General features: G+C 73.0%; 18 protein-coding genes. 11 read left to right on the top strand and 7 right to left on the bottom strand.

From position 1 onward, the window contains the following. Window positions 1-22: 22 nt before the first annotated feature. The gene (locus ACIQMU_RS17340) at window positions 23-1,297 is read left to right on the top strand and encodes an acyltransferase family protein (RefSeq protein ID WP_402689139.1); all 1,275 of its coding nucleotides are present in this window, start codon (window positions 23-25) and stop codon (window positions 1,295-1,297) included. 96 nt (window positions 1,298-1,393) lie between these two features. Here the strand turns inward: ACIQMU_RS17340 and ACIQMU_RS17335 are convergent, their stop codons facing one another. After that, the gene (locus tag ACIQMU_RS17335; RefSeq protein WP_352242997.1) at window positions 1,394-2,611 is read right to left on the bottom strand and encodes a class I SAM-dependent methyltransferase; all 1,218 of its coding nucleotides are present in this window, start codon (window positions 2,609-2,611) and stop codon (window positions 1,394-1,396) included. A gap of 178 nt (window positions 2,612-2,789) precedes the next feature. Between ACIQMU_RS17335 and rfbA the strand changes: the two genes are divergently transcribed. Beyond that, window positions 2,790-3,671 carry a glucose-1-phosphate thymidylyltransferase RfbA gene (rfbA, locus tag ACIQMU_RS17330; RefSeq protein WP_402689138.1) on the top strand — a complete coding sequence of 294 codons (882 nt, stop codon included), beginning with the start codon at window positions 2,790-2,792 and terminating at the stop codon, window positions 3,669-3,671. 156 nt (window positions 3,672-3,827) lie between these two features. Here the strand turns inward: rfbA and ACIQMU_RS17325 are convergent, their stop codons facing one another. After that, window positions 3,828-4,925, bottom strand: a complete 1,098-nt coding sequence (locus tag ACIQMU_RS17325) for a winged helix DNA-binding domain-containing protein (protein WP_402689137.1) — start codon at window positions 4,923-4,925, stop codon at window positions 3,828-3,830. A gap of 207 nt (window positions 4,926-5,132) precedes the next feature. Here ACIQMU_RS17325 and ACIQMU_RS17320 point away from each other — a divergent pair, with 207 nt between their 5' ends. From ACIQMU_RS17320 to ACIQMU_RS17310, 3 genes are all read left to right on the top strand, one after another. Then, window positions 5,133-5,735: a dTDP-4-dehydrorhamnose 3,5-epimerase gene (locus ACIQMU_RS17320; protein ID WP_352242994.1), complete on the top strand. Its 603-nt coding sequence runs from the start codon at window positions 5,133-5,135 to the stop codon at window positions 5,733-5,735. Between the two features lie 86 nt (window positions 5,736-5,821). Further along, entirely contained in the window at window positions 5,822-6,967 is a 1,146-nt protein-coding gene (locus ACIQMU_RS17315; RefSeq protein ID WP_402689136.1) for a nucleotide disphospho-sugar-binding domain-containing protein, read from the top strand. A gap of 4 nt (window positions 6,968-6,971) precedes the next feature. Then, window positions 6,972-7,958, top strand: coding sequence for an NAD-dependent epimerase/dehydratase family protein (locus tag ACIQMU_RS17310; RefSeq protein ID WP_352242991.1), 987 nt, complete (start codon window positions 6,972-6,974; stop codon window positions 7,956-7,958). 82 nt (window positions 7,959-8,040) lie between these two features. On the opposite strand, the gene ACIQMU_RS17305 is transcribed toward ACIQMU_RS17310, so the two are convergent. The 5 genes from ACIQMU_RS17305 to ACIQMU_RS17285 form a co-directional block, all read right to left on the bottom strand. Next, on the bottom strand, window positions 8,041-8,769 hold the full coding sequence (locus tag ACIQMU_RS17305; protein ID WP_352243046.1) for a class I SAM-dependent methyltransferase: 729 nt from the start codon (window positions 8,767-8,769) through the stop codon (window positions 8,041-8,043). A gap of 5 nt (window positions 8,770-8,774) precedes the next feature. After that, window positions 8,775-9,998 carry a cytochrome P450 gene (locus ACIQMU_RS17300; protein ID WP_402689135.1) on the bottom strand — a complete coding sequence of 408 codons (1,224 nt, stop codon included), beginning with the start codon at window positions 9,996-9,998 and terminating at the stop codon, window positions 8,775-8,777. Between the two features lie 163 nt (window positions 9,999-10,161). Further along, the gene (locus ACIQMU_RS17295; protein WP_352242989.1) at window positions 10,162-11,403 is read right to left on the bottom strand and encodes an NAD(P)/FAD-dependent oxidoreductase; all 1,242 of its coding nucleotides are present in this window, start codon (window positions 11,401-11,403) and stop codon (window positions 10,162-10,164) included. Further along, entirely contained in the window at window positions 11,400-12,953 is a 1,554-nt protein-coding gene (locus tag ACIQMU_RS17290; RefSeq protein WP_402689134.1) for an alpha/beta fold hydrolase, read from the bottom strand. Before ACIQMU_RS17290 ends, ACIQMU_RS17295 begins: the two co-directional genes overlap by 4 nt. After that, the gene (locus ACIQMU_RS17285) at window positions 12,950-14,023 is read right to left on the bottom strand and encodes a ketoacyl-ACP synthase III family protein (RefSeq protein WP_352242987.1); all 1,074 of its coding nucleotides are present in this window, start codon (window positions 14,021-14,023) and stop codon (window positions 12,950-12,952) included. The genes ACIQMU_RS17290 and ACIQMU_RS17285 overlap by 4 nt, the downstream gene beginning before the upstream one ends. A 197-nt stretch (window positions 14,024-14,220) precedes the next feature. Here ACIQMU_RS17285 and ACIQMU_RS17280 point away from each other — a divergent pair, with 197 nt between their 5' ends. From ACIQMU_RS17280 to ACIQMU_RS17255, 6 genes are all read left to right on the top strand, one after another. Continuing rightward, window positions 14,221-15,225 carry an acyltransferase domain-containing protein gene (locus ACIQMU_RS17280; protein WP_352242986.1) on the top strand — a complete coding sequence of 335 codons (1,005 nt, stop codon included), beginning with the start codon at window positions 14,221-14,223 and terminating at the stop codon, window positions 15,223-15,225. Window positions 15,226-15,287: 62 nt separating this feature from the next. Continuing rightward, on the top strand, window positions 15,288-18,176 hold the full coding sequence (locus ACIQMU_RS17275; protein WP_402689133.1) for a type I polyketide synthase: 2,889 nt from the start codon (window positions 15,288-15,290) through the stop codon (window positions 18,174-18,176). 50 nt (window positions 18,177-18,226) lie between these two features. Further along, the gene (locus ACIQMU_RS17270) at window positions 18,227-24,382 is read left to right on the top strand and encodes a type I polyketide synthase (protein ID WP_402689132.1); all 6,156 of its coding nucleotides are present in this window, start codon (window positions 18,227-18,229) and stop codon (window positions 24,380-24,382) included. An 89-nt stretch (window positions 24,383-24,471) separates the two neighbouring features. Beyond that, a complete protein-coding gene (locus ACIQMU_RS17265) occupies window positions 24,472-25,407 on the top strand; it encodes an aromatase/cyclase (protein ID WP_352242983.1) in 936 nt (311 codons plus the stop codon). Window positions 25,408-25,464: 57 nt separating this feature from the next. Further along, window positions 25,465-25,722 (top strand): acyl carrier protein, encoded by a 258-nt coding sequence (locus tag ACIQMU_RS17260; RefSeq protein WP_352242982.1) that lies wholly within the window; start codon window positions 25,465-25,467, stop codon window positions 25,720-25,722. 26 nt (window positions 25,723-25,748) lie between these two features. Beyond that, window positions 25,749-26,906 carry an acyl-CoA dehydrogenase family protein gene (locus ACIQMU_RS17255; RefSeq protein ID WP_352242981.1) on the top strand — a complete coding sequence of 386 codons (1,158 nt, stop codon included), beginning with the start codon at window positions 25,749-25,751 and terminating at the stop codon, window positions 26,904-26,906. Window positions 26,907-26,933: the final 27 nt, after the last annotated feature.

Raw genomic sequence — 26,933 nt, 5'->3', positions numbered from 1 at the left:
GAACCGGCCCATGTTGGTCGCCATGAAGGGCCCCTCGCAACCACGCGTCCAACGTCCCGACAACGATGCCCGTGCGCCGTCACCACGCGGGCGCGCCGCCACCCCCACGGACACGTCCACCGCCCCGCCCCCCGGCGCCCCCGCGGCGCGGCTGCCCTCCCTGACCGGTATGCGGTTCGTCGCCGCGTTCATGGTGCTGATCTGCCACATCACCATCGTCGTCGTACCCCGGGTGCAGGAGCCGTGGGTCGCCTCCGCCGGGAAGTACATCTACCCCGCCGGACCGGTCGGGGTGGTGTTCTTCTTCGTCCTCAGCGGCTTCGTTCTCACCTGGGTGGCCCGGCCCAGCGACACCAAGCGGCTGTTCTGGCGCCGCCGGCTGGTGAAGATCTACCCCAATCACCTCGTGACCCTGGCCGTCGTCACGGTCCTCATGCTCGTGTACGGGAACCCGGTCACGGCGGCCAACACCCTCCCCACCCTGTTCCTCGTGCAGAGCTGGATACCCTCCCAGGAGGTCATTCTCAACTTCGCTTCCAGCGGAGCCAGTTGGACGCTCGCCTGTGAGCTGCTGTTCTACCTCTGCTTCCCGGCGCTGCTTCTGCTGGTGCGCCGCATCCGTGCGGGGCGGCTCTGGCTCTGGACCGGTGTGGTCGCGGTCACGATCTGCCTGATGCCGTTCGCGGCCTGGCTGCTTCCGGACACCCCGACCATGGTGGACTCCCTGAACAGCTCGATCCCGTGGTGGGAGGAGTGGTTCGTCTACTACTTCCCGGTCGTCAGGGCGCTGGAGTTCGTGCTCGGCATGCTGGTCGCGCGGATCGTCCTGAGCGGCCGCTGGATCGGCCTGCGCGTCCTGCCCGCCGTCGTGCTGGCGCTGGCGAGTTACCTCGTCATCGTCAAGACACTGCCGGAGACCTTCGGCCAGTCCTCCGGGATCGCGTTCTTCCTGGCCCTGGTCATCGCCGCCGGGGCCACCGCCGACGTGGAGGGCCGGCGCACGCTCCTCAAGAACCGGGCCATGGTCTTTCTCGGGGAGATCTCCTTCGCCCTCTACATGGTGCACTGGTTCGTACTGGGCTACGGGCCGCTGGGCATGTCCAAACCCGACGGCTGGATGCGCCAGTCGACGCTTTCGCGTGCACTCCTTGAGAGCGCTTTCGTGATCGCCCTCAGCCTGCTGCTGGCCTGGCTGCTGTACGTGAGCGTCGAACGCCCGGCGATGCGGCGCTGGAGCAGGCCCGCCCCGCGCGAGGACGTCTCTCCCGCGGCCCCCGACCCGGTGGTCCGCGCCTGACCGGCCGGCCGGCCGGGTGCCGCACGTCCGTGCGCGCCGTGCTCCCGCGACGGGGGCGGCGCGCACGTCCGCGTGCGGTGGCCGGCGGTCGCCCGGTCAGATGATCTTCACCTCGGGGACGTACAGGATCCACTTGCCGCCCCGAGCCCGGAACTCCTGCTCCTTGGCGATGATCTCGTCCGCGTGGTTCCATGCGAAGAGCAGCGCGTAGTCGGGGTACGGAGCGGAGAACCCCTCCATCGGCCGGACCGGAATGTGCGTCCCCGGCGTGAGGCGGCCCTGTTTGGCCGCCGTCGAGTCGAACACCGCCGGCACGAGATCCGGTCCGATGTCGCAGTAGTTGGCGACGGTGGCGCTCTTCGCCGTCGCGCCGTACGCGGCGACCGTGCGGCCCTGCTCGCGCAGCTGGGCGAGCAGGGTGGTGAGCGCCTCGCAGTTCCGCTTCACCTCGACCGCGAAGTTCTCCAGGATCGTGATGTCGACGATCTGGCGCTTGCGCTCCTCGGCGATCAGCGCGTCGACGGCCGCCGCGGGCTCCCGCCGGCCCTCGCGGGCGATGGTGTAGCGCACTTCGCCCCCGTGCACCGGGAGGCGTTCGACGCCGACGAGCTCGAAGCCGAACCTGCGCGCGGCAGCCCGTACGGACGAGGCCGAGAACAGGTAGAAGTGCTCGTCGTAGATCTGGTCGAAGCTGGTGCGCTCGACGATGTCCCCCAGGTAGGGGTCCTCGAAGACGAAGATGCCGTCGGGGGCCAGCAGGGCGTCGACCCCGCGGAACACCGAGTCCAGGTAGGGGATGTGGCAGATGGTGTTCGCCGCGTAGATCACGTCGGCGGGCCCGTCGGTCGCGCGGATGGCGGTGGCCGTCGACTCCTGGAAGAAGTCGATCTTCACCCGGACGCCCTTGCCGGCGGCCAGCTCGGCCACGTCGCGGGACGGGTCCACACCCAGGTGCCGGACGCCCTGTTCGGCGACGGTCTTGAGCATGACCCCGTCGTTGCAGCCGATCTCCACCACGAAGGGGTCCTCGCCCTGACCGCCCGCCGCGAGCAGCTGGTGGGCGGTGCGGGTGAAGTGGTCCCGCATCACCGAGGACATTGAGGAGTGGTACGGGTAGTCCGCGCGGAACATCCGTTCGCGGGGAACCTCTTCCATCAGCTGGACCATGGTGCACTGTTCGCAGACGCCCACGGCGAGCCGGTAGAAGAATTCCTCCGAACTGTCCTCGGGCCTGCGGAAGGCGTCGGAGAGAGGCTGTCGGCCGAAGTCGAAGAACTCCTGCACCACGCCTTGGCAGATACGGCATGAAGTCATGTCGGTGACCGTAGGGGCGGGTTCTCGAAAATTGCTCGACAGAAACTTGACGGGCCGCCCGCCCGCTCATTCGAGAAGGTTCCCCGATTCGAGCGCACATCGAGAGGTGCTCGAATGGCCCGTGGTGCGCTGTTCGCCCTGCGGTGTTGTGCAACCAGTGATCGAGAGGTGTCACCCGGTGAAGGGGATCATTCTTGCGGGCGGATCCGGAACCAGACTTCAGCCCGTGACCATCGCCGTTTCCAAGCAGCTTCTGCCGGTCGGCGACAAACCGATGATCTACTACCCGCTGAGCATTCTGATGCTGGCCGGCGTCCGGGAGATCCTGGTCATCTCGACCCCCGACGACCTCCCTCAGTTCCGGCGGCTGCTGGGCGACGGATCACATCTCGGGCTCCAGATCGAATACGCCGAACAGATCGAGGCCAACGGGCTGGCCGAAGCATTCGTGATCGGCGCCGACCATATCGGCGACAGCTCGGTCGCCCTGATTCTGGGCGACAACATCTTTCACGGGCACAGTTTCTATTCCGTCCTCACGGAAAACAGCCGGGACGTGTCCGGATGCGTCCTGTTCGGCTATCCGGTGAATGACCCCGAACGCTACGGCGTGGGCGAGGTCGACGCCGAGGGCCGGCTCGTGTCCATCGAGGAGAAACCCACGCACCCGCGGTCCAACCGGGCCATCACCGGGCTGTATTTCTACGACAACTCCGTCGTGGACGTCGCCAAGAACGTCCGGCCCTCGGCGCGCGGCGAACTGGAGATCACCGATGTCAACCGCTGGTACCTGGAGCGCGGGCGCGCCAGGCTCGTCGATCTCGGCCGGGGCTTCGCCTGGCTGGACACCGGCACGCCGGAGTCGCTCCTGATGGCCGGACAGTACGTCGGCACGCTGGAGGCGCGGCAGGGCGTGCGCATCGCCTGCGTCGAGGAGGTCGCCCTGCGCATGGGCTACATCACGAGCGAGGAGTGCCACCGCCTCGGCGTCCGGCTCTCCAAGTCCCGCTACGGGCAGTACGTCATGGCCATCGCGGAGGAGCTCGCCGACACCCCTTAGGGCCTTTCGCGGATGGGGCCGGGTCAGGCCGGGTCAGCGAGCGGGCCGGGTGCCCTCCGTACGGGCCCAGCCCGGCGCGGGCTCATCCGGTGGGGGAGCGCCCCCACCGGATGGCCCGCGCGGCCGCCCCCCGACGGCCGCTCGCGGGGAGCCCGGTCAGGAGCTCCCGTCCACCGGGCGGAACTCGATGTCGTGGTGTTCGGCCTTCTCCGCGGCGAACCGGAGCAGGCGCCCGCCCTCCTCCAGGACCGCTTCCTCCTCGGTTCCCGTCAGCGGCCGGAACAGCTTGACGACCAGCGTTGCCCCGGTCTTGTCCTGCCGGACGTGCCAGAGCCCCCGCACGAAGCCGTCCACGGTCATCGCGGCTTCGACGACGATGTGCTTGCGCGCCACCTCGTCCATCATCCGGGACCGGTCGAAGTGGCTGAGGACCACGTTGTCGAGCGCGGCGAGGAAGCGCACCGGCGCCGGGGTGTCCGGGTCGGGCAGCGGGGCGTCGGGGAGGTCGTACAGGTCCTGCCCGGCCTCGTTGCGGTGGAGCCGCAGCTGTGAACCCAGGCCGTCCACCACCTCGCGCAGCCGCGTCATCCCGCTCCACGCCTGGATGTCCTTCACCGTGGCCGGGCCGAAGGCGGCCAGATAGCGCAGGACCAGCCTGCGGGCCGCCTGTTCGTCCGCTACCGGGCTCCGGCCGAGCCAGTGCTCGGCGAGCGCGAAGGGGGTGGCCCCGCGCTTGCCCCAGGTGCCGTCGGGCGGCGGGTGCACCACCGGCAGCAGCCCCTGGACCGACCGGGCCATGCCGACCTTGTCGGTGCCGGGCCACCGCTCCACCAGGGCCCGGCCCAGCTCCACCCGGGTCACCGTTCCCTCACCGATGAACTCCCGGGAGAACGCCGCGATCTCGGCCAGCTCGATCCCGGCGGTGAACTTGCCGAAGGCGCCCTTCTGCCACCGGTCCAGCATCGGCTGCAACAGCGGCCGGACCCACAGGTAGTCCTCCGTGCTCAACAGGTGCTGCGTCCCCCGGAACAGGGTGGCGCGCACCACCCGGCGTTCGTACAGCAGCCGGGTCAGGTCGTCGAGGCGGAAGTCCCGGACGCGGCTCCACAGACCGATGTACGGCGGATCGGGGTCCTGCGCCTGTAGCCCGACGAGGCGTTCCGTCACCTCCAGGGCCGGGAGGCCGGTCCGCTCCAGCAGCAACTGCCTGTGCGACGTGGCCCGGTTCAGGCTCCGGCGGGTGAGCAGTGCCATGGTGTCCTTTCAGCGGGAGCGCACGCGGAGTGCGGACTGTGCCGGACGATAGCCGGGATCGCGGTCATCCACTGTCCGCGATCAACTCGGAGGCCGGCCGGTGGGCGCCTCCAGCGATTCCCCACCCGCGCTCCAGACGGCGGACCCAGCATCTGCGCGGGCAGGACCGACGCCCGACCGGATCACGGGAAGCGGGAGGAACGGCTCATGGAAGCCAAGGAACTGGGTGTCACCGGCGCACACGTCTTCACCCCGCAGGTGTTCGCGGACCCGCGCGGCGCGTTCGTCTCGCCCTTCCAGGAGGAGGCGTTCGTCCGGCAGACCGGGCACCGGCTGTTCCCCGTGGAACAGATCAGCCACAGCCGCTCCCGCCGGGGCGTCGTCCGCGGAGTGCACTTCACCCGCACCCCGCCGGGGATGGCGAAGTACGTCTACTGCCCCCGGGGCCGGGCGCTCGACATCATCGTGGACCTCCGGCGCGGCTCGCCGACCTTCGGCCGCCATGCCACCGTCGTCCTCGACCCGGTGGACTTCCGGGCGGTGTACTTCCCCGTCGGGCTGGGCCACGCCTTCGTCGCCCTGGAGGACGACACGGTGATGGCGTACACCCTGTCCCTGGCCTACGCCCCCGAGAACGAGCTGGCGTTGTCGGTGTTCGACCCCGACCTGGCACTGCCCCTGCCCGAGGACCTCGAACCGGTCGTCTCCGAACGCGACCGGGTGGCCCCGAGCCTCGCCGAGGCCCTCGCGTCGGGGCTGTTGCCGGACTACGAGGAGTGCCGGGAGCTGGACGCCCGGCTCACCCGCTGAGGCGCCGCGCCGGCGGCGTCGCACGCCCCCGCCGCGACCAGCCGGATTCGAGCGGGAATCAGGCACCGGCTCCTAGGTTCCGGGACATGAAGATTCTCGTGGCCACAGGGCCTGCCCACCCGCTGTACTTCCCGGTCGTGCCCATCGCCTGGGCGCTGCGTGCCGCCGGTCACGAGGTGCTCGTGACGGTTCCCGAAAGCTTCGAAGCCGCCGTGCGCGGCTCCGGTCTCGCCATGACGCCGGTGCACGGCCCGCTGGACATGGGCGAGGTCATGGCGCTGGACCGGGAGGGCCGGCCCGTCCGCGTTCCCGACAACGACGCCGACATGGCCGCGGGCGTCGGCGCCGGTTTCGGCCGCTTGGCCGCACGGACCGTCGACGCCACCGTGGACCTCGTCGGCCGCTGGCGGCCCGACCTCGTGATCACCGACTCGTACTCCTTCGCGGCCCCGGCCATCGCCGCCGGAATCCACGGCGTCCCGTGGGTCAAGCACGTCGTCGGCCCCGGTGACCTGCCCGTCGACGGCGCGGTGGAGCGGGAGCTGGCCCCCGAGCTGAAGCGCCTCGGCCTGGACGCGGTGCCCCCGCCCGCCCTGGTCCTCGACAACTGCCCGCCGGCGCTCGGCGATCCGGTGCCCGGGGCGCAGCCCGTGCGCTATGTCCCCTTCGGTGAGCCGGGAGCCGTGCCCGGCTGGGTCCACGAGCCCCGCCACCGGCCCCGGCTGCTGGTCACCCTCGGGTCGGTCCAGCCGCAGATCGGTGGCATCCCGATGCTCGGCCAGATGATCGAGGCCCTGGCGTCCCTGGACGCGGAGCTGGTCGTCGCGGTCGCCGACCACCTGGTGGGCAAGCTCGGAACGCTTCCGGAGAAGGTCGTCGCCGCCGGCTGGATCTCGCTGACCTCGGTGCTGCCCGGCTGTGACGCGGCCGTCCACCACGGTGGTCCCGGCACCATGATGGCCTGTCTCGCCCAGGGCATTCCCCAGGTCGTCGTCCCCGGCCGCGGCAAGCCCCTGGAGGCCATCGGCCGGCTGGCCGACCTCGGTGCGGTGCGTCATCTGCCGCCCGCCGACCTGACCCCGCAGAGCGTGCTGGACTCCTGCCGCGCCCTGCTGGAGGACACCGGTTACGCCAAGCGGGCCCAGGAGGTGCGGGACGAGATCACCCGTCAGCCCCCGCCCGGCGCGGTCGTGCCGGTCCTCGAGGGCCTCGTCACGCGCAGGACGGCCTAGGGCCGTGCCCGCACCCCGGCCGGGCGCGCCCGGCGCACTCCGGACGGCCGTCCTCGGCGGCACCGGCTGGCTCGGCAGACACGTCTGCGAGCTGGCCGTGCGGCGCGGCCACGACGTTCTCGTCGTGGCGCGCCGGCCCCGGCCTCACGTCGCGGCCCACCGCTTCGTCGGACTCGACCTCGCCCGTGCCTCGCCCGAGAGCATCGGCCGGCTGCTGCGCGAGCACCGGGTGGACGTCGTGGTCAACGCCACCGACGCGGCGAACGCCACCGACGGCTGGGCCAGGACCGACGAGGACCTGGCGGACCTGAACCTCGGCCTGGTCTGCCGTCTTCTCGCGGCCCTGGACACCGTCGAGCGACGCGTCCGCATCGTCCACATCGGCACGATGCACGAGTACGGCGAGGTCGCGGCGGGCACCGTCATGGACGAGGCGCTCCAGCCGCGCCCGGTCACCCCGTACACCCGGACCAAACTCGCCGGTTCGCAGGCGGTGCTCGCGGCGACCCGGACCGGTGCGGCCCAGGGGCTGGTCCTGCGGGTCGCCAATGTCAGCGGCCCCCACCCGTCGCCCGCGAGCTTCCCCGGCAAGCTCGTCGCCCTCCTGCGCGAGGCGGTGGCCACCGGCGACAGGATGCCGGTCACCCTGGGCGACGCGCGACGCGACTTCGTGGACGTGCGCGATGTCGCCGAAGCGGTCCTGAAGGCCGCCGAGTCGGCGGCGACCGGCCAGGCCGTGAACATCGGCAGCGGAACGGCCGTCGACATGCCCACCTTGGTGCGCCTCTTCGTCACCGCCGCCGGATTCCCCGCCGAGATCCTCGACGAACGGGCCCAGGAGGTCCGCAGCCTGGGCGGCGCCTGGACCCGGGCCGACATCCGGCGCGCGGCGCACCTGCTCGACTGGCGGCCCCGGACCCCTCTCGCCGCCTCCCTGCGGGACATGTGGCGGGCCGACCGGGCGGAGCGACGGCCGGCGGTCGGCCTGTAGGCCGGCCGCCGGAGGGACGTCGAAGAGGGGGTCCGGGCCAGCTGGCCCGGACCCCCTCTTCGTCCGTCTCAGAGCGGCGTGCTCACTTCAGGACGCCGACGAACAGCCCGCAGCCGAACCGGTCGCCGCGGACGTACTCGACCGAGCAGCCGGCCCGTTCGAAGGCCCGCTCATAGGTCTCCCGGGTGAACAGCCGCATACGGTGCACGTCCGTGAAGTGCCGGATGCCGCCGTCCTTCAGCGCGTCCAGGTAGTGGACGACGATCGGGACCCGGTCGCCCTCCCGGGTGGAGTGCGAGATCCGCACCGTGACCCGGCCGTCCGACCGCACGAGGTCCTCGGCGATGTACCCGGGGAGGAACGCCTCCGGGAAGTGCCAGGGTTCGAGCACGATGACCCCGCCGGGCGTCAGGTGGCGGGCCATGCTGCGAAGCGCCGCGTCCAGCTCCCCGGGGGTGTCCATGTACCCGATGGAGCTGAACATGCAGATGACCGCGTCGTAGGACCGCTCCAGCGAGAAGTCCCGCATGTCGCCCGCGTGCACCGGAACGCCGGGCATGCTCTCCCCGGCCTTGACGATCATGTGCTCGGAGAGTTCGAGCCCCTCCACCACGTCGAAGGTCTCCCGCAGGTAGGCCATGTGGCCGCCCGTCCCGCAGGCCACGTCGAGCAGCGTGTCCGCGTCCGGCCTGCGGGCCCGCACATGGGCGGCCACCTCGGCGGACTCCGCCGGGTAGTCCTTGCCGCGGCCGGCGTAGATCAGCTCGTAGATCTCCGCGAGCCCGGAGCCGTACACCTCTTCCTCGCCCATGGTCCTCACACGTCCCAGGTGACGGGCAGCTCGTGGACGCCGTACACGATCGCGCCCTCCTTGCGGGGCACTTCCTCCAGCGGCTTGACCAGCCGCAGCGAAGGGATCCTGCTGAACAGCGTCGTCCAGACGATCTGCATCTCCAGCCGGGCCAGCTCCGCGCCGATGCACAGGTGCGCGCCGTGCCCGAATCCGACCTGCTTGCGGCTGCCCCGGCTCAGGATCAGCTCGTCGGGGTCGGGGAAGACCTCGGGGTCCCGGTTGGCGGTGAGCAGCAGGCACAGGATCCCGTCGCCCGCCGGGATGACCGTGCCGTCGATCTCGATGTCCTCCAGCGCGACCCGGGGCACCCCGACGTCGCCGATCGTCACCACGCGCAGGAGTTCCTCGGTGGCCGGACCGATCATCCCCTCCGGGTCGGCCAGCAGCTTCGCCAGTTGTTCCGGGTGCTCCAGCAGGGCGGCGGTGCCGAAAGAGATCATGCTCGCGGTGGTCTCGTGGCCGCCGTTCATCAGCATCCGGACCATGTTGACCAGATCGCGTTCCGTGTATTCCTCGCCGGACTCCTCGTACGCGGCGATGGCCATGCTGATCACGTCGTCGCCGGGCGTCTGCGTCTTGAGCCGCACCAGCTTCTCGACGTACCCGTTGACCTCGACGATGGCGGCCTGCCGCTGCTCGGGCGTACTGCGGCCGCCGAACATGTTGTTGCTGTGCTCGATGATGAAGTCGTGGTCGTCCTGCGGGACGCCCAGCATCTCGCAGATCACCGTCGTCGGCAGCGACAGCGAGAACAGCCGGTGGAAGTCGACCGGCGGAGCGAGGGCGAGCATCCGGTCGAGGTGCTCGTCGACGACCTCCTGGATGCGCCCGCGCATCTTCTGCACCCGCTGGTAGGTGAACGCCGCGGCGACCTTGCCCCGCGCCCGGGTGTGCTCCGGAGCGTCGTACCCGATGAAGGACGTCTCCGTACGGAACTCCGGCGGGGCGATGAAGTAGAAGGGGAACCCGGGGTGTTTGCGGGATGCGCTCACCCGGGGGTCCGTCAGCAGGCTGCGGACGTTGGCGTAGCCCGTCACGGTCCAGACGCGCAGACCCGACTGGGCGAGCGTCACCTGGGTGACGCCCTTCGCGACCATCTCCGGGTACTGCGCGGGTGCGGTGAACGGCCCCTGGCGCGCGTACGGGAAGGGGGTGTGGGCGACGGGGCAACGGGATTCGGTCGTCATCGTGCGATCTCCTTGGCTGTACTACGGTTTTGTCCGGCCCTGGTCGACGGGCGCCCTGGCCGGGCCTTCCGTCCGGCTCGTGCCGGGCTCGCGGGCCCCGGCACGCGCGTCCCCGCGGGCCCGGCTTCGCTCGCGCGGGGAGGGGGGCCTTCCGGAAGCCTGCCTAGGCGCGCAGCCCTGATCCGGGCCCGGAGGCGGCGACACCGTCCACGCCCGGCTCCTTGGCGTCCCAGTCGATGTGGTGGCTCATCATCCAGGTGGGGTCGCCCTTGCCCCCGGTCCCGCGGAAGGCCCGGGAGATGAAGAAGTTGCGCAGCATCCGGCCCGCCGGGCCGCGCCGGATGTTGCCCTCGTTGTTGTACTTCCCCTGCGCGACGATGTCCTCGACCCGCTTGCGCCGCGCCGCCTCGTAGCTGACGAAACCCCGCTCGTGCGACGGCGCGTCACGCAGGCACTTGGCCAGCACGACCGCGTCCTCCATGGCCACCGCGCAGCCCTGGCCCGCCGTGGGGGACACCGCGTGCGCCGCGTCGCCGATCACGATCATCCGGTCCCGGTGCCACCGGGGCACCGGCGGCAGGTCGTACGTCGGGGACGGCGGCGCGAGGTCGCGGGTCGCCCGGATGATCGAGGCCGCCGGCGTGCGGTCGTCCTCGAACAGGCGCAGCAGGTCCCCGCGCCAGGTCGCCGTCCTGAGCCGCAGCAGCTCGGAGTCCGGCTCCTCGGCGCGCGGCGGGTTGGCGAACCACCAGAGGCTGCCGTCGGGATGCTTGGTGTAACTGAAGAAGCTGCGCTTGCCGAAGAACATCCGGATGACGCCGGGAGGGCCTTCCAGCCGGAGCCCCTCGGCGCGGCCGAAGGCGTTGAGCACTCCCAGGTAGCGCGGCGAGGGAGCCGAGGGGTCGATGATCCGACGGACCTGGGACCGCAGGCCGTCCGCCCCCACCAGCAGGTCGCCCTCGGCGTGCGTGCCGTCCTCGAAGACCGCGCGCACCCCGTCGCCGTCGGCGCCCGCGTCCACGATCCGCTTGCCGAACTCGATGGGTATCCCGCGCCGCGCCGCCTCGTCCCGCAGCCCGACGTAGAGGTCGGAGCGGCGGATCGTCTGGATGATCTGGCCCCGGTCCGCCAGCCGGTCGGTGGCGACGTCGCCGGTCAGCGCCCGGCCGGTGTCGCTGTAGAACGCGATGGCCGGCGTGTCGAAGCCCTTGTCCCGGACCAGGTGGCCCAGTCCGATGCTGTCCAGGGCGTCGATGCCGTTCGGGCCGATGTTGACGAAGTTGCCGATGCCGTCGGCGGTACGGTCGAAGGCTTCGTAGAGGGTGGGCTCGAAGCCCGCCTTCTGGAGGGCGATGGCGCAGACGGCGCCGGCGATGCCGCCGCCGATGACGAGCACGCGAGTCATGATTCCTTCCTCGGTTCACGGGGGATGGAGCCGGCGACGCCGTCCGCCGGAAGGTCCGGGCGGCTCACCGTGCTCGGGCAGGACGTGTCGTCGGGCAGGACGCCGTCGACGAAGTAGCCCTCGACGAGCCGGTCCACGTCCGGATTGCGGGCGAAGCCGAAGATCTCGTGCTGACCCGAGTCGAGGACCGTGATCAGCCGGTGCCCGAGACGGGCGGCCATCGCGGCTCCGCCCTCGTAGTGGTCGGTCGGGTCGCCCTCGGCGTGCACGACCAGCCCGGCCGGGTAGCGGCGGGCGGACAGCTCGACGGGCCGCTCCGGCGGGGTGAAGGTGCGGAAGGCCCCCACCCAGGTCTGGGCGCGCATCACGCCGTAGCCGTACGGGAAGCGCTCGCGGAAGTGGCGCATGTCCTCGTAGTAGACCTCCAGGTCCACCGGCCAGTCCTTCTCGACCGTCACCGCGTCGAGCACCCCGCACCGGGTCTCGCCCTCGGTCTCGCTGGGCGGCCACACCTTCTCGTCCGCGAGCCCTTTCCCGGCCGCCTCGGCGCCGCCGGTGCGGACGTCGGCCACCAGGTCGGCCAGCTCCCGCCACTTCGAGCGGTCGGCCGAGCGGGACCCCATCGCCCCGTCGAACAGCGAGCGCAGCGCGACCGCCCCCGGAGTGGCCGTGATCGCGGCGGCGGCCTCCTCGACCGCGGCCAGCACCCGCTCGCCGGACGCCCCGAGTCCGAAGCGGCCCTCGCGCTCCGCGACCCAGCGCGCCCAGGACTCCACGTTGTCCCGGTTGGCGCGCCCCTGGGCCATGGCCTGCTCGCGCCAGGTCCAGTCGGGATGCACACAGGAGTCCAGGACACTGCGGTCCAGCCGGTCGGGGAACAACGCGCCGTACACCGCGCCGAGGTAGGTGCCGTAGGTGTAGCCCAGGTAGTTGAGGCGGTCCTCGCCGAGCACCGCCCGGACCACGTCCATGTCCCGGGCCGTGTTGGGTGTGCTGACGTGCGGGCGCAGCTCGCCGCCCGCGCGCAGGTTGCCCTCCTCGCGGACGCGGAAGTCCTCGGAGATCGCCGCGAAGGCGGAGTCCGGGGGACGCGAGTCGAACGGCGCCGCGGTCGGGGTGATCTCGCCGCGCAACGGCGTGGAGTGCCCGGTGCCGCGCGGGTCGAAGCCGATCAGGTCGTAGACCTCGGTGAGCCGGGTGTGCGCCAGCGCGGCGGGGAAGCCCCGGCCGAGCCCGAAGTAGCCCCCCGGGCCGCCGTTGACCAGCAGCAGGATGCCGCGACGCCGCTCCGGGTCCTTGGCCCGGAGCCGGCTGACGGCGATCGAGAGCCTGCGGCCCCCGGGGTCCGTGTAGTCCATTGGCACCTCCACCACCGCGTGCTCGACGGGTGCGTGGGTTGGGGCGGGCGCCGGAAGCCAGGCCGAGGCCGCCCCGTCGCCGGGTGGTGCCGGCTCCCACCGCGGGCGCTGCTCGTGGAAGGCCCTCAGCGGGTCCGGGGTGTTCGCGCTCTGGCCGGGCCCGGTGCCGGGCGGGGTTTCACGGGTTGTCATGACGATGCGCTCGACTTCCTTGTCGCAGGGGCAGAAGAGGAGGGCGCCCCGGCCGTCGGGACGCCGACGATCTCCAGGACCGCCACCGACCAGGCGAAACCGCCGCCGGCGCTGACGAGGGCGCAGAACTGTCCGGGGGCCAGAGCGCCGGTGCGCACCAGGTGGGCCAGCCCCCCGAAGGGATCGCCCGCCCCCAGATGCCCCACTCCGGAACCCCATGACCAGGTGCTCCGGTCGGGATCGATGTCCAGCGCGCCGAAGAACTGGAAGTCCATCTTCGGCCGGCCCAGATGGGGCAGCACGAACCAGGCGATGCCGTCGGCCTTCACGTCCGCATCCGCCAACGACCGTTCGAAAGCGTTGCGTTGACCGACCTGGAGGCGGTCGATGAGCTCGCCCATGCCGATCTGCTCGACCAGCCGCGCCCGGTGCCCGGCCACACTGACCGGGGAGCGGACGCCCAGCGGCGTCGTCCCGAACGGGTCGTCGCCCCGGCCCATCGACTCCAGGGTCGGATCGGAGACCGTCACCAGGCTGCGCAGCCGGGCGAAACCGCCGGCGGTGGACAGGACGGCCGCTGTTCCGCCGTCCCCGCACACGGTGCCCGGATCGGTCTCCCAGCGGTCGAAGCCCGGCGGGGCGAACCGGTCGCCGGTGGTGATCAGCACACTGTGCGGGGCCCGGCCGGACAGCAGCGCGGCGACCGCCAGCTCCATCGCCGCCATACCGCCGTTGGAGAGCTGCCCCACGTCCATGGCCGGGCAGGAGCCGCCGACGGCCTCGCGCTGCACATAGGAGGCGGGCGCCCAGAGGTCGTGCCCCTGGTAGTACGTACTGGCGTGCAGGACCAGGCCGATGTCCTCCCGGCCCGCGCCCGCCGAGCCCAGAGCCTCCCGGGCCGCCCGCACCGCCATCTCGGGCCCCGACTCCTCGCCCACGCACACCGAACGCATCCGGCTGCGCCGGATCGTCCGCTCGTCGGCCAGGCCCCGCCGCGCCACCTCGGCGACGGGCAGGGCCGGCGGCAGATGAAGCCCGACCCCGGAAATGAACACGTCCGTGACGTCCACCGGATCCTCCCTCGTGCACCACTCGGCCGGATCGTCGCCGGCGGGCGAAGCCGGATGCGGCCCCCGGGCCCGGAGTCTGTGGCGGCGACGTCAAAACCGGCTCAAGGCCGGATGGAGCCCCACGGTTCGAACCGTTCTCAGGCGAGGCTCGAACGCCGGGACGCACGGTGTGGCCGAATCCCAGGAAAGGTACGCGGATGCCGCTCTTGCCCCCGACCGCCCGGCCCGTCGCCCTGATGTTCGCCGGACAGGGCGCCCAGCACCCCAGGATGGCAGCGGGCCTCTACGGCCACGACGCGTCGTTCACCGCCTGGATGGACCGCGCCTTCACGCTGTACGAGGACGCCGGACCGGCGCTGCGGTCCGAGTGGCTGGCCGAACACCCCTCGCCCCTCTACGACGACGTGTCGGTGGCCCAGCCCCTGCTGTACGCGGTGAACCACGCCCTCGGGCGGATGCTGCTGGAGCGGGGCGTGCGCCCGGTCGCCCTGATCGGACACAGCGTCGGGGAACTCGCCGCCGCCACCCTCGCCGGAGTGCTCGACTTCGCCGACGGCGTCCGGCTGATGCGCGACCGCGTCCGGCGGTTCGCCGACACCCCGCCGGGCGGCATGCTCGCCGTGGCGGCCTCGGTGGCCGACGTCGACGACCTCCTGAACGCGGACGTGCACCTGGCGGCGGTCAACGCCACCCGGCAGCTCCTGCTGGCCGGCGCGGAAGCCCCGCTGGCGCGGGCGGCCCGGACGCTGGAGGCACGCGGGGTGGTCTGCCGCCGGGTGCTCGCCCGGCAGGCGTTCCACAGCCCCCTGGTCGCCGAGGCGGTGACCGCCTCCCTGCCGGACTGGCGGGCCACCGCGCTGCGCCCGCCGCGGCTGACCCTGTACTCCTCCTACACCCGCGGCGTACTCACCGAGCGGGACGCGCTGGATCCGTACTTCTGGGCGGGGCAGGCCGCCGCGACCGTTCATTTCGCCCCCACACTCACCACGCTGCTGGCCGACCACGACTGTCTGCTGGTCGAGGCCGGACCGGGCAACAGCCTCAGCGTCCTGGCCCGCCGGCAGCCGTCCGTGGTCGCCCGCCGCAGCGCCGTGCTGCCGCTGCTGCCCGACCGGTGCCGGGGCGACGAGGCCGACCGCCGGGAGGCCGATGCGGCCGTGGACCGGCTGTTCGCGCCACGGGAAGCGCCGCGCGCCCTCTGACACCACCCGCCCGTCCGCCGACTCTGGAGGAGTCCGTGTCCCAGAACCCGACCCGACGACCCATGCCCCGACGGCAGGAACCCGTTGCGGTGGTCGGCATGTCCTGCCGGTTCCCCGGCGCCGACGGCCTCGACGCGTTCTGGCGGCTGCTGATCTCCGGCAGCGAGGCCATCGGCCCGGCCGGGGGCCGGCGGGCCGGGCGGCGCGACGGCGGCTACCTCGACGACGTCGAACACTTCGACGCGGAGTTCTTCCGGATGCCCGCACCGGAGGCCGCCGCGACGGACCCCCAGCAGCGGCTGCTCCTGGAGCTGGCCTGGCACGCCCTGGAGGACTCCCGGACCACTCCCGAGAGTCTGTCCCGGGACGCCGTCGGCGTCTTCGTCGGCAACTGCGCCGACGACTACGCCCTGATCGGCCGCGCCGCCCAGATCGCCACCGCGTACACGATGACCGGGACCGGCCGGGCGTTCCTGGCCAACCGCCTCTCCCACTTCCTCGGGTTCACCGGCCCCGGTCTGACCGTGGACACCGGGCAGTCCTCGTCGCTCGCCGCCCTCCACCAGGCGCTGCAGTCGCTGGCGGCGGGGGAGTGCTCGGCCGCCCTCGTCGCCGGGGCGCAGCTCAACCTCGCCGCCGAGGGCGATGACGCCGTCCAGGCGCTCGGCGCCCTCTCGCCCCGGGGGCGGTGCCACACCTTCGACTCCCGGGCGGACGGGATCGTCCGGGGCGAGGGAGCCGGCGCCCTGGTCCTCAAGCCGCTGGAGCGGGCGCTCGCGGACGGCGACCGGATCTACTGCACCGTGCTGGGCAGCGCCATGAACAGCGACGGCGGGCGGACCGGCCTCACCGCGCCCAGCGCCGAGGCCCAGCGGGCGGTGCTCAGCGCCGCCTGCCACCGCGCGGGCGTCGCGCCCGAGGACGTCTCGTACGTAGAACTGCACGGCACGGGCACGGCGCTGGGCGACCCGGTCGAGGCGTCCGCGCTCGGCGCGGTGCACGGCCCCGGGCGGCCGTCCGACTTCCCCCTGCGGGTGGGCTCGGTCAAGACGAACATCGGCCACCTGGAGGGAGCGGCGGGCATCGCGGGCTTCATCAAGACCGCGCTCGCCCTGCACCACGGCGAGCTGCCGGCCAGCCTCAACTACCGCGAGCCCAACCCGGCGATCGACCTCGAAGCGCACCGGCTGCGGGTGTGCGCGGCGCGCGGACCGTGGCCCCGGCGACCGGAGCCCCTCCTCGCCGGCGTCTCCTCGTTCGGCCTCGGGGGCACCAACTGCCACGTGGTGCTGGGCGGACACTCCGCCCGCACCGCCCCCGCGAGCGCGGAGACGGGCACCGGCCACCCCGTGCCCGTCCTGGTGTCCGGACCCAGCGGCCCGGCGATGCGCCGGCACGCGGCCGCCTTCGCCGACGCTCTCGACCCCGCGCGCCGGGGCCCGGGAGCGGCACCGGCCGCCCTGGCCGACATCGGTCTCTCCTCCGTCACCACCCGGGCGCCCCTGCACCACCGGGGCGCGGTCGTCGCGAGCGACCTCGACGAGCTGGTCGCCCGGCTCCGGACGCTCGCGGACGGCCCCCACCCCGACGCCTCCGGCGTCGTCGAGGGAACCCGCGGCGAGGGTCTCACCGCCTACCTCTTCCCCGGGCAGGGCGCGCAGCAGCCCGGCATGGGCCGGCGGCTCCACAAGGAGTTCGAGGTGTTCGCCCGCACCTTCGACACGGCGTGCGCGGCGATGGAACCGGCCCTCGGCGCGAGCCTCGCCGACGTCCTGTGGGGGCGCGAGGACGTGCCCGGCAGGCACCAGCACACGCAACCCGCGCTGTTCGCCCTGGAGGCCGCCCTCTACCGGCTGTTCGAGTCCTGGGGCATGGCGCCGGACCTGCTGCTCGGCCACTCCCAGGGCGAGATCACCGCCGCCCACGTGGCGGGCGTCCTGTCCCTGGAGGACGCGGCGCTGTTCGTCGCGCGCCGCTGCCGCCTCATCGGCACCCTTCCGCCCGGCGGCGCGATGATCGCCGTACAGGCCGCGGAGAGCGAGGCGCGGGAGCTGCTCGGTCCCGGGCTCGGACCGGTCTCCGTCGCCGCCGTCAACAGCCCGCAGTCCCTCGTGCTCTCCGGCGAGGAGAAGGCCACCCTCGCGGCGGCGGCCCACTTCGAGCGCCTGGGCCGCCGCACCCGCCGCCTGCGGATCGCCGTCGCCGGGCACTCCCCGCTGATGGAACCGATCCAGGACGAACTGCTCGCGCTGGCCGAGCAGCTCACCTGGCACCCGCCGACCGGCCCGCGCATCGTCTCGGCGGTCACCGGCCGGCCCGTGGGCCCCGGAGAGATCGACCGCCCGGAACACTGGCCGCACCACCTGCGCGCCACCGTGCGGTTCGGTCCCGCGCTGCGCACCGCGCACGAACTCGGCGCCCGGTTCTTCGTCGAGATCGGTCCCGGGCGGGGCCTGGTGAACATGGCCGCGGAGACCGTGGATCTGGGCGAGGCGCTGTTCAGCGCGCCGATGGCCACCGACGACGAGGTGGCCGGCGTCGCCGGGACCGCCGCCGCGGCCCACGTCTTCGGCGCGCCGATCGACCCGGTGGCCGTCCACGGCCCGCACGCCCGCCGCACCGGCCTGCCGCTCTACCCCTTCCGGCGCGAGCCGTTCTGGCTCGACACCGCGCCGGCCACCCCGCCGCCCGCCGAGCCCGCCGAGCGATGGTCGGGCGACCCGTACGAACTGGTCGTCAGCAGCACCCTACGGACCCTCGGGCTCTCCCCGGACGCCGAACTCGACCTGCACGAGACCTTCAACGCGCTCGGCCTGGACTCCCGGATGGCCGTCACCCTGCGCACGGTGCTCACCCGCGCCACCGGGCGGTCCATGCCCACCACCCTGCTCTTCGACCACCCCACACCGGGGTCCCTGATCGAGGCACTGGAGAGCGACGCGCCGCTGTAGTCCCGTCCGCCCCGGCCTCACCTTCCACGCCACGAAAGGTCTTCAGCGACATGACCCAGGAAACCCCCGCTCCGCACGAGGACCGGGAACCGATCGCCATCGTGTCCATGGGCTGCCGGTATCCGGGAGGCGTGCGGTCCCCCGAGGACCTCTGGCGGCTCGTCGCGTCCGGCCGCGACGCCATCTCCCCGTTCCCCGAAAACCGCGGCTGGGACCTGTCCGACGGCCGCTCCAGCACGCGGCACGGCGGGTTCCTCCACGACGCGGACCTGTTCGACGCCAAGTTCTTCGGCATCGCCCCCCGTGAGGCCGCCGGGATGGACCCGCAGCAGCGGCTGCTCCTCGAAGTGGCCTGGGAGACCTTCGAACGGGCGGGTCTCGACAAGGGCGCGCTGGCCGGCAGCGACACCGGTGTGTTCGTCGGCGCGATGGCCCAGGAGTACGGGCCCCGGCTGCACGAGGACAACGAGGACGCGGGCGGCTACCGGATCACGGGCAGCACCACCAGCGTCGCGTCGGGCCGCATCGCCTACTGGTTCGGCCTGCGGGGCCCCGCGCTCACCGTCGACACGGCCTGCTCCTCCTCGCTGGTCGCCCTCCACCTGGCCGTCCAGGCGCTGCGTCAGGGCGATTGCGACCGCGCGCTGACCGGCGGGGTCGCGGTGATGCCGACCCCCGGGGTGTTCATCGACTTCAGCCGTCAGGGCGGGCTCTCCCCGGACGGACGCTGCCGTTCCTTCTCGGACGACGCCAACGGCACCGCCTGGTCGGAGGGCGCGGGCCTGCTCCTGCTGGAGCGGCAGTCGGACGCCCTCGCCCACGGCCACGAGATCCTCGCCCTGATCCGGGGCAGCGCCACCAACCAGGACGGCGCGAGCAACGGGCTGACCGCGCCCAGCAAGTCCGCCCAGGAGAAGGTCATCTCGCTGGCCCTCGCCCGGGCGGGACTCCACCCGCACACCGTCGACCTGGTCGAGGCGCACGGCACCGGCACCGAACTGGGCGACCCGATCGAAGCCCGCGCGCTGGCGGCGGCCTACGGCACGGGCCGCACGGCGGACCGCCCGCTGTGGCTCGGCTCGCTGAAGTCCAACCTGGGACACGCGCAGGCCGCCGCCGGAGTGGGCGGCGTGATCAAGGTCGTGCAGGCGATGCGCGCCGCGGTCATGCCCGCCACCCTCCACACGGGCACCCCGAGCAAGCACGTGGACTGGGCGAGCAGCGGGCTCGCCCTGCTGAGCGAGGCGCGCGACTGGGACCGGGCGCAGGCGGGCCCCCGGCGTGCCGCGGTCTCCTCCTTCGGCATCAGCGGAACCAACGCCCACGTCGTGCTGGAGGAGGCCGCCCCGGCCGCCGTCCCGGAGCCCCCGGTGGACGCCCCCGCCCAAGGCCCCCACGTCTGGCACCTGTCCGCGCCGAGCCCCGCGGCCCTGCGCGCCCAGGCGACGGCCCTCGGCGAGTTCCTGGCCGACGCCCCGGACACCCCGCCCGAGGACGTCTCCCGCGTGCTCCGCTCCCGTACCCGCTTCGCCCACCGGGCCGCCGTGATCGCCGACGACGCCGCCGACCTCGCCCGAGGGCTCGGCCGACTGGCCTCCGGGGACGAGGCCCCCGCCGCGCCCGGCCGCTACCGGTCACCGACCGTGCTGTCCGGCGAGGCCCGCCAGGGCTCCGCCGGGCCGGTGTTCGTCTTCCCCGGCCAGGGGTCGCAGTGGCGAGGGATGGGCCAGGAGCTGATCGAGCGGTCCGAGCCGTTCCGCCGCGCCATCGAGGAGTGCGAGCGGGCGCTGGAGCCGTACGTCGACTGGCGGCTGTCGGACGCACTGCGCGGCGAGCACCTGGACCGGGTCGACGTCGTCCAGCCCGCGCTGTTCGCGGTGATGGTGTCGCTGGCCCGGATGTGGGAGGCGGCCGGGGTGCGCCCCGCGGCCGTCGTCGGCCACTCGCAGGGCGAGATCGCCGCCGCGCACGTGGCCGGAGTGCTCACCCTCGACGATGCGTGCCGGATCGTCGCCCTGCGGAGCAGGGCCCTGCACACGGTGGCGGGAAGTGGTGGGATGGTCTCCGTGCCGCTGGGCGCGGAAGAGACCCGCTCCCTGCTGGACGCGGCGGGCGGCACGGACGGGAAAGCCCGCATCGCGGCGTTCAACGGCCCGTCCAGCACGGTCGTCGCGGGCGGTGTCCGGGAGCTGGAGGACCTGCTGGCCGCCTGCGAGGCGCGCGGTGTCGACGCCCGGCGCATCGAGGTCGACTACGCCTCGCACACCGAGGCCATGGACGTCCTGCGGGAGCCGCTGGCGGAGGGCCTGGCCGGCATCGCCCCGCGCCCGGGAACGGTGCCGGTGTACTCGACGCTGACCGGCGAGCCCATCGAGGCCCCGTCCATGGACGCCTCGTACTGGTTCGAGAACCTGCGCAGTCCCGTACGTTTCCAGGCGGCGGTCCAGCGGCTCGTGGACCGCCGGCACCGGGTGTTCGTCGAGATCAGCCCGCACCCGGTCCTCACCTTCGGCGTGCAGGCGATTCTGGAGGCCGCCGGAGTGCGCGGCTCGGTCCTGGACACCATCCGGCGCGGCAGCGGGGGCCCGGGGCAGTTCCTCGCCTCGGCCGCCGCCGCCCAGGCCGTCGGCGTACCCGTGGACCTCGGCCCGCTCCAGCCGCCGGGCCGGCGGGCGGCGCTGCCGACGTACGCCTTCGACCGCAGCCGCTACTGGGTGAGCGCCCCCGCGGCCGGCGCGGCCGGCGCCTTCGAAGCCGTGCCGGACACGGGCGGCTTCGCGATGCGTCCGCTCGAACTCCCCTCGGGACAGACGGTGTTCGCCGCACGCCTCGACCGGGACCGGTATCCCTGGCTCGCCGACCACCGGGTGCGCGGCACCGTCCTCGTCCCGGCGACGGCCTTCCTGGCCCTGCTCACCGAGTCCGGCGAAGCGGCCGGAGTGCCCGTGGTCGAAGAGCTGACCCTCGGCGTGCCGCTGTCCGTCCCCGAGGACAGGGCGGTCGACCTCCGCGTGCTGCTGGAACCGGCTGACGCCGAGGGCCACCGCCGTCTCACCGTCCACGCGCGCCCCGAGGACGCGGCAGCCTGGACGGCCCACGCCTCCGGCGCGCTGGCCCCCGGCGGCCCCGCGGCGGAAGCGGCGCCGTCCTCGGCCGCCTGGCCGCCCGCCGACGCCTCCCGCATCGACCTGAGCGACGCCTACCTCCGGCTGGCCGCGCGCGGCTACGGCTACGGACCGGCCTTCGCCGGACTGCGGAGGATGTGGGTGCGCGGCTCCGACATCTTCGCCGAGGCGGCCCTGCCCGACGGAACGGCGGAGGGCTCCGGGGCCACCGCGCACCCGGCGCTGCTCGACGCCGCCCTGCACGCCGCGATCCTCCAGAGCGGCGGCGAACCGGCGGTCCCCTTCGCCTGGCGGGACGTCACCCTCGCGCCGTCGGCGACCAGGGAGCTGCGGGTGCGCATCAGCACCGAGGGCGACGAGATCACCGTGCACTGTGCCGACACGCTGGGCCGGACCGTCGCCACCGTCGGCTCGCTGACGCTCCGGCCCCTCACGGAGGGCGCCGTCCCCGGCGGCGCCCGCCCGGACGAGGAGGGCGTGGGCCTCGCTCTGCACTGGGCCCCGGTCCCGGAGGCCCTGGAGCCGCTCGCCCCGGACGCGTGGGCGACGCTGTCCACCTCCGGACCCGCCCCCTCCGCACTGGGGTCCGCGCACGACTTTCCCGGACTCGACGCTGTCACCCGGCCCGCGCCTTCGGTCCTCGTCGCCGCTCTCGGCGGCGACGGGAGCGAGGACACACTGCCGGCCGATGTGGACGCGCTCGCCGGGGAGACGACCGACCTGCTCCAGAGCTGGCTGGCGGACCCCGCGTTCGCCTCGGCGCGCCTGGCCGTGCTCACCCGGGGGGCGCAGTCCGTCGTCGACCGCGAACCGGTGCGCCACCTGGCCTCCTCGGTCATCACCGGGCTGGTCAGGTCCGCGCAGGCGGAACACCCGGACGCCTTCCAGCTGATCGACGTCGACGACGACCCGGCGTCCCTCCGGGCGCTGCCGCGCGCTCTGGCCACCGGCGAACCGGAGGTGGCCGTCCGAGCCGGGGAACTGCTCCGCCCCCGGCTGCGGACGCCGTCCGGCGGCACGCTCCGGGAGCCGGACGGCCACCGCGCCTGGCGGCTCGACGTGACCAGCAAGGGCACCCTCGACCACGTCGCCCTGCTCCCGCATCCGGAGGCGGAGGCACGACTCGGCCCGCGCGAGGTCCGCATCGAGGTGCGGGCGGCCGGGCTGAACTTCCGCGACATCGCGGTCGGCCTCGGCCTGGTGGCCAGCGAGAAGACCATGGGCAGCGAAGGGTCCGGTGTCATCGTCGAAACCGGTGCCGACGTCACCGGGCTCGCCCCCGGGGACCAGGTGTTCGGCGTCTTCGAACGCTCCCTGGGACCGCTCGCCGTCGCCGACGAGCGCATGGTCAGACCGCTTCCGGCCGGATGGAGCCACGCGCAGGCCGCGAGCGTGCCGATCGTGTTCATCACCGCCTACCAGTGCCTGGTCGAGGTGGCCGGCGTCCGCCCGGGCGAGTCGGTGCTCGTCCACACCGCCACCGGCGGTGTCGGCCTCGCCGCGATCCAGCTGGTGCGCCACCTGGGCGGCGAGGTGTTCGCCACCGCGAGCGCCGGCAAGCAGGACACCCTGCGGGCCTGGGGCGTCCCCGAGGACCACATCGCCTCCTCGCGCACCCTGGACTTCGCCGACGCCTTCCGCGCCGCCACCGGCGGCCGTGGCGTGGACGTCGTTCTCAACTCCCTCTCCAAGGACGCGATCGACGCCTCACTGCGGCTGCTCGCCCCGGGCGGACGGTTCGCGGAGATGGGGAAGACCGACATCCGCGACACCGCGCGGACCGAGGCCGAGCACCCGGGCACCACCTATCGCGCGTACAACATCCTGGGCGTCTCCCCCGACCGCATCGGCGAGGTGCTGGACGAGCTGATCGCCCTGTTCGAGAGCGGTGCGCTGGCCCATCTGCCGCTGCGCACCTGGGACGTCCACGAGGGCCGGACGCCGTTGCGTATGCTGAGCCGGGCCAAGCAGCGCGGCAAGCTCGTCCTGACCATGCCGCGCACCGTCGACCCGGACCGGCCCGCCCTCGTCACCGGCGGCACGGACGGGCTGGGCGCCCAGGTGGCCCGTCACCTCGTCACCGCGCACGGCGTCCGCCGGCTGCTGCTCCTGAGCCGCCGCGGCCCGGACACCCCGAACGCGGCGGCTCTGCGGGCCGAACTGACCGCGTCCGGGGCGGAGGTGGCCGTCGTCGCCTGCGATGTCAGCGACCGGGCCGCGCTCGCCAAGGTGATCGCGGAGAACCCGCCCGGCAGCGTCTTCCACACCGCGGGCGTGCTGGCCGACGCGCCGCTCACCCAGCTCACGCCCGCCCGGCTCCGAGCGGTCACGGCCCCCAAGGCGCACGGGGCCTGGCACCTCCACGACCTCACCCGCGATCTCGACCTGTCGGCGTTCGTCCTGTTCTCCTCGGCGTCCGGAGTGATCGGCAGCCCGGGCCAGGCCAACTACACGGCGGCCAACACCTTCCTGGACGCGCTCGCCCAGCACCGGCGGGCCCAGGGCCTGGAGGCCACCTCGGTGGCGTGGGGGCTGTGGGCCGAGCCGACCGGAATGACGTCCCACCTGTCGGAGCGGGCCGTCGACGCGCTGGCCGGCATCGGGATAGCGCCGATCGCCACGGACCGGGCCCTGCGGCTGCTGGACGAGGCGCTCGCCTCGGCGGGACCGCTCCGGGTGCCGCTGCGGCCCGCGCTCACCGGAATCCGGCCGGGCAGCCGCGCCGCCCGCCTGTTCGAGGAACTGACCGGCCCGGACGCGCCCGCCCCCGCCGGCGGCCAGGACCTCACCCCCCGTACGCGGGAGCCCGGGCCGACGCCGCGCACGGAGCAGCCCTCCGAGGAGGTGTTCCTGGCGCTCGTCCGCTCCCACGCGGCCGACGTGCTCGGCTACGGGGACGCCACCGCGGTCGGGACGGACGAGGGCTTCAGGGACCTCGGCTTCGACTCGCTGCTCAGCGTCGACCTGCGCAACCGGCTCAACGCGGCCACCGGACTGCGGCTGCCGGCCGACGCGGTCCTGAAAAATCCGACGCCGCGCGCTCTGGTCGAGTCGATGATCAAGGCCCTCGGCGAGGCGTGAGAGGCCGCTGGATCACCACTGTAGGGCCGCTCGACGTGGCCCTGCCAGATTCCCCGTACCGCGTTCGCGGACGGGAGGAAGGGTTCGAGATGAGCAACACCGAGGTGACCCACACGATCACCGTGCCCGCCGGAGCGGACGCCGTGTACCGCGTCGTGTCCGACGTCGGACTGTGGCCGCTGTACTTCCCGCCCACGCTCCGCGCCGAGCGGGTGTCGGGGGACGACCGTGAGGAACGCATCCGGATCTGGGCCATGGCCAACGACGAGATCCGCACCTGGGAGTCCCGCCGCCGGCTGCGCCCCGAGGAGCACCGGGTCGAGTTCGAGCAGGCGACTCCCACCGACCCGGTCGCCGCGATGGGCGGATCCTGGGCCGTGAAGGAGCACCCGGACGGAACCAGCACGGTCGTCCTGGACCACTTCTACCGCTCCACCGGCGACGACCCGGAGCAGCTCGCCCGTATCGCACGGGCGGTGGAGCACAACAGCACGTCCGAACTGGAGCACCTGCGGCGGGCGGTCGAGAGGGGGGAGAGCGAGCGGGAACTCCTGCTGGACTTCTCCGACTCGCTGACCATCCGCGGTTCCCTGAAGGACGCGTACGACTTCCTGTACGACGTGCGGCACTGGCCCGACCGCCTCCCGCATGTGCTGCGCGTCGGCCTCCGCGAGGACACCGAGGGTCTCCAGCACATGGAGATGGACACCCGCTCACCGGACGGCTCGGTCCACACGACCGTCTCGGGCCGGGTCTGTGAGCCGCAGCGGCGCATCGTCTACAAGCAGGTGAAACTGCCGCCGGCGCTGCAGGCGCACAACGGCGAGTGGCTGTTCACCTCGCCCGCCGACGGCGTGGTCGAGGTGACCTCCCGGCACCGGGTGATCCTCGACCCCGAGGGCATCGCGGCGCTGCCCCGCCCGCCGGCGTCGCTCGAAGCGGCCCGCAAGGCCGTACGCGACTCCCTCGGCGCCAACAGCCGGGCGACGCTGGCCAGGGCCCAGGAGTACGTCGAGGCCCGCTGAACATCACAGCCCCTTCGGACCCACCGCAGTCACACCCGACGAGAAAGGCGACCGACCATGGCCGAACTGACGATCGACGAGCTGAGGACGTTCCTGAAGAGCGCGATGGGGGAGGACGAGTCGATCGACCTCTCCGGGGACATCCTCGACACCCGGCTGACCGACCTGGGCTTCGACTCGCTCGCCGTCATCGCGACGACGAGCAGTCTGGAACAGCACTTCGGGCTCAAGCTCCCGGAGGACGGGATATCGGAGATCGAGACGCCGAGGGACTTCCTCGACGTCTTCAACCAGCAGCTCTCCCAGGCGGCGTGAGCGGTGACGACGGCCGGGAGGCTGCGATGACGGACGGTCTGCTGGACCGGGTGCGGACCTTCGTGCACGCGGAGGTCCTGCCCAGGACGGACCATCTCGACAGCCTCCCGGAGGCTCCCACCCGGGAATCGGCCCGGCTGCACGAGGCCGGTCTCGCCAACTGGTGGATCCCCGCCGCCTACGGCGGGCAGGGGGTCCCGCTGGTGGACAGTGTGGACATCGTCTCCGAACTCGCTTACGGCGACGCCGGATTCGCCTTCGGATCGTTTCTCTCGATCCTCGGCACCACGATGCTCCAGCTCTGCGGCGACGAGGGGACGGTGCGCGAGCCGCTGGAGCGGCTGGCCCGCGACGGCGGCGTCTGCGCGATCCTCGCCAGCGAGGAGGACGCCGGCAGCGAACTCGCCCGGATCACCACCACCTTCCGGCGTGACGGCGACCGGCTGGTCCTCGACGGTGACAAGTTCTTCTCCACCAACGCGGACGCGGCCGGACTGCTGCTGGTGGTGGCCCGGGACGCCGAGGACGCGGCCGACTTCCGGGTGCTTCTGGTCCCCCGCGACACCCCCGGGGTGGAGATCGTCAAGCGCTGGGACATGGTCGGCATGCGGGGCTCGGCCACCTACCGGGTCCGGCTCCAGGACTGCTCGGTGCCCGCCACGCACACCCTGCGCGGCAACGGCCTGCGCAATCTGGAGATGGGGCTGAACGCCAGCCGGATCCTGATCGCCTCCACCGCGATCGGCGTGTCCCGCCGGGTGCGCGACCTGTGCATGGAGTACGCGGCCGTGAAGCGGGTCAAGGGCGCCCGGCTGGCGGACAACGCCGTGTTCGCCGGAAAACTCGGCCAGATCGAGATGCTCATCGATGTGATGCGTCATCAGTGTAGGGCCGCGGCGACGGAGTTCGACCGGTACACGTCGGGCGCCGAACCGTCCTCCGCCCTGTACCGGACGGGGACCCTGCGCTCGGCGCTGGCCGCGAAGATGTTCTGCGGCCAGGCCGGCTGGCAGGTGGCCACCACCGGGTCCGAGATGTTCGGCGGTCTCGGCTACACCCACGACCATCCGGTCGGGAAACTGGTGCGTGACCTCCGGTACGTCGGACTCGTGGAGGGCGGCGACGACGTCGTCCGCGATCTGCTGTACACGCGGTTCGTGGTGCCGGCGGGCAAGCGGCGCTGACCGTGACGGTACGGCCGCGCCGCCCCC

Source organism: Streptomyces sp. NPDC091649 (assembly GCF_044756785.1).
Taxonomy (GTDB): Bacteria; Actinomycetota; Actinomycetes; order Streptomycetales; family Streptomycetaceae; genus Streptomyces.
This window is presented reverse-complemented; position numbering and strand designations above follow the sequence as displayed.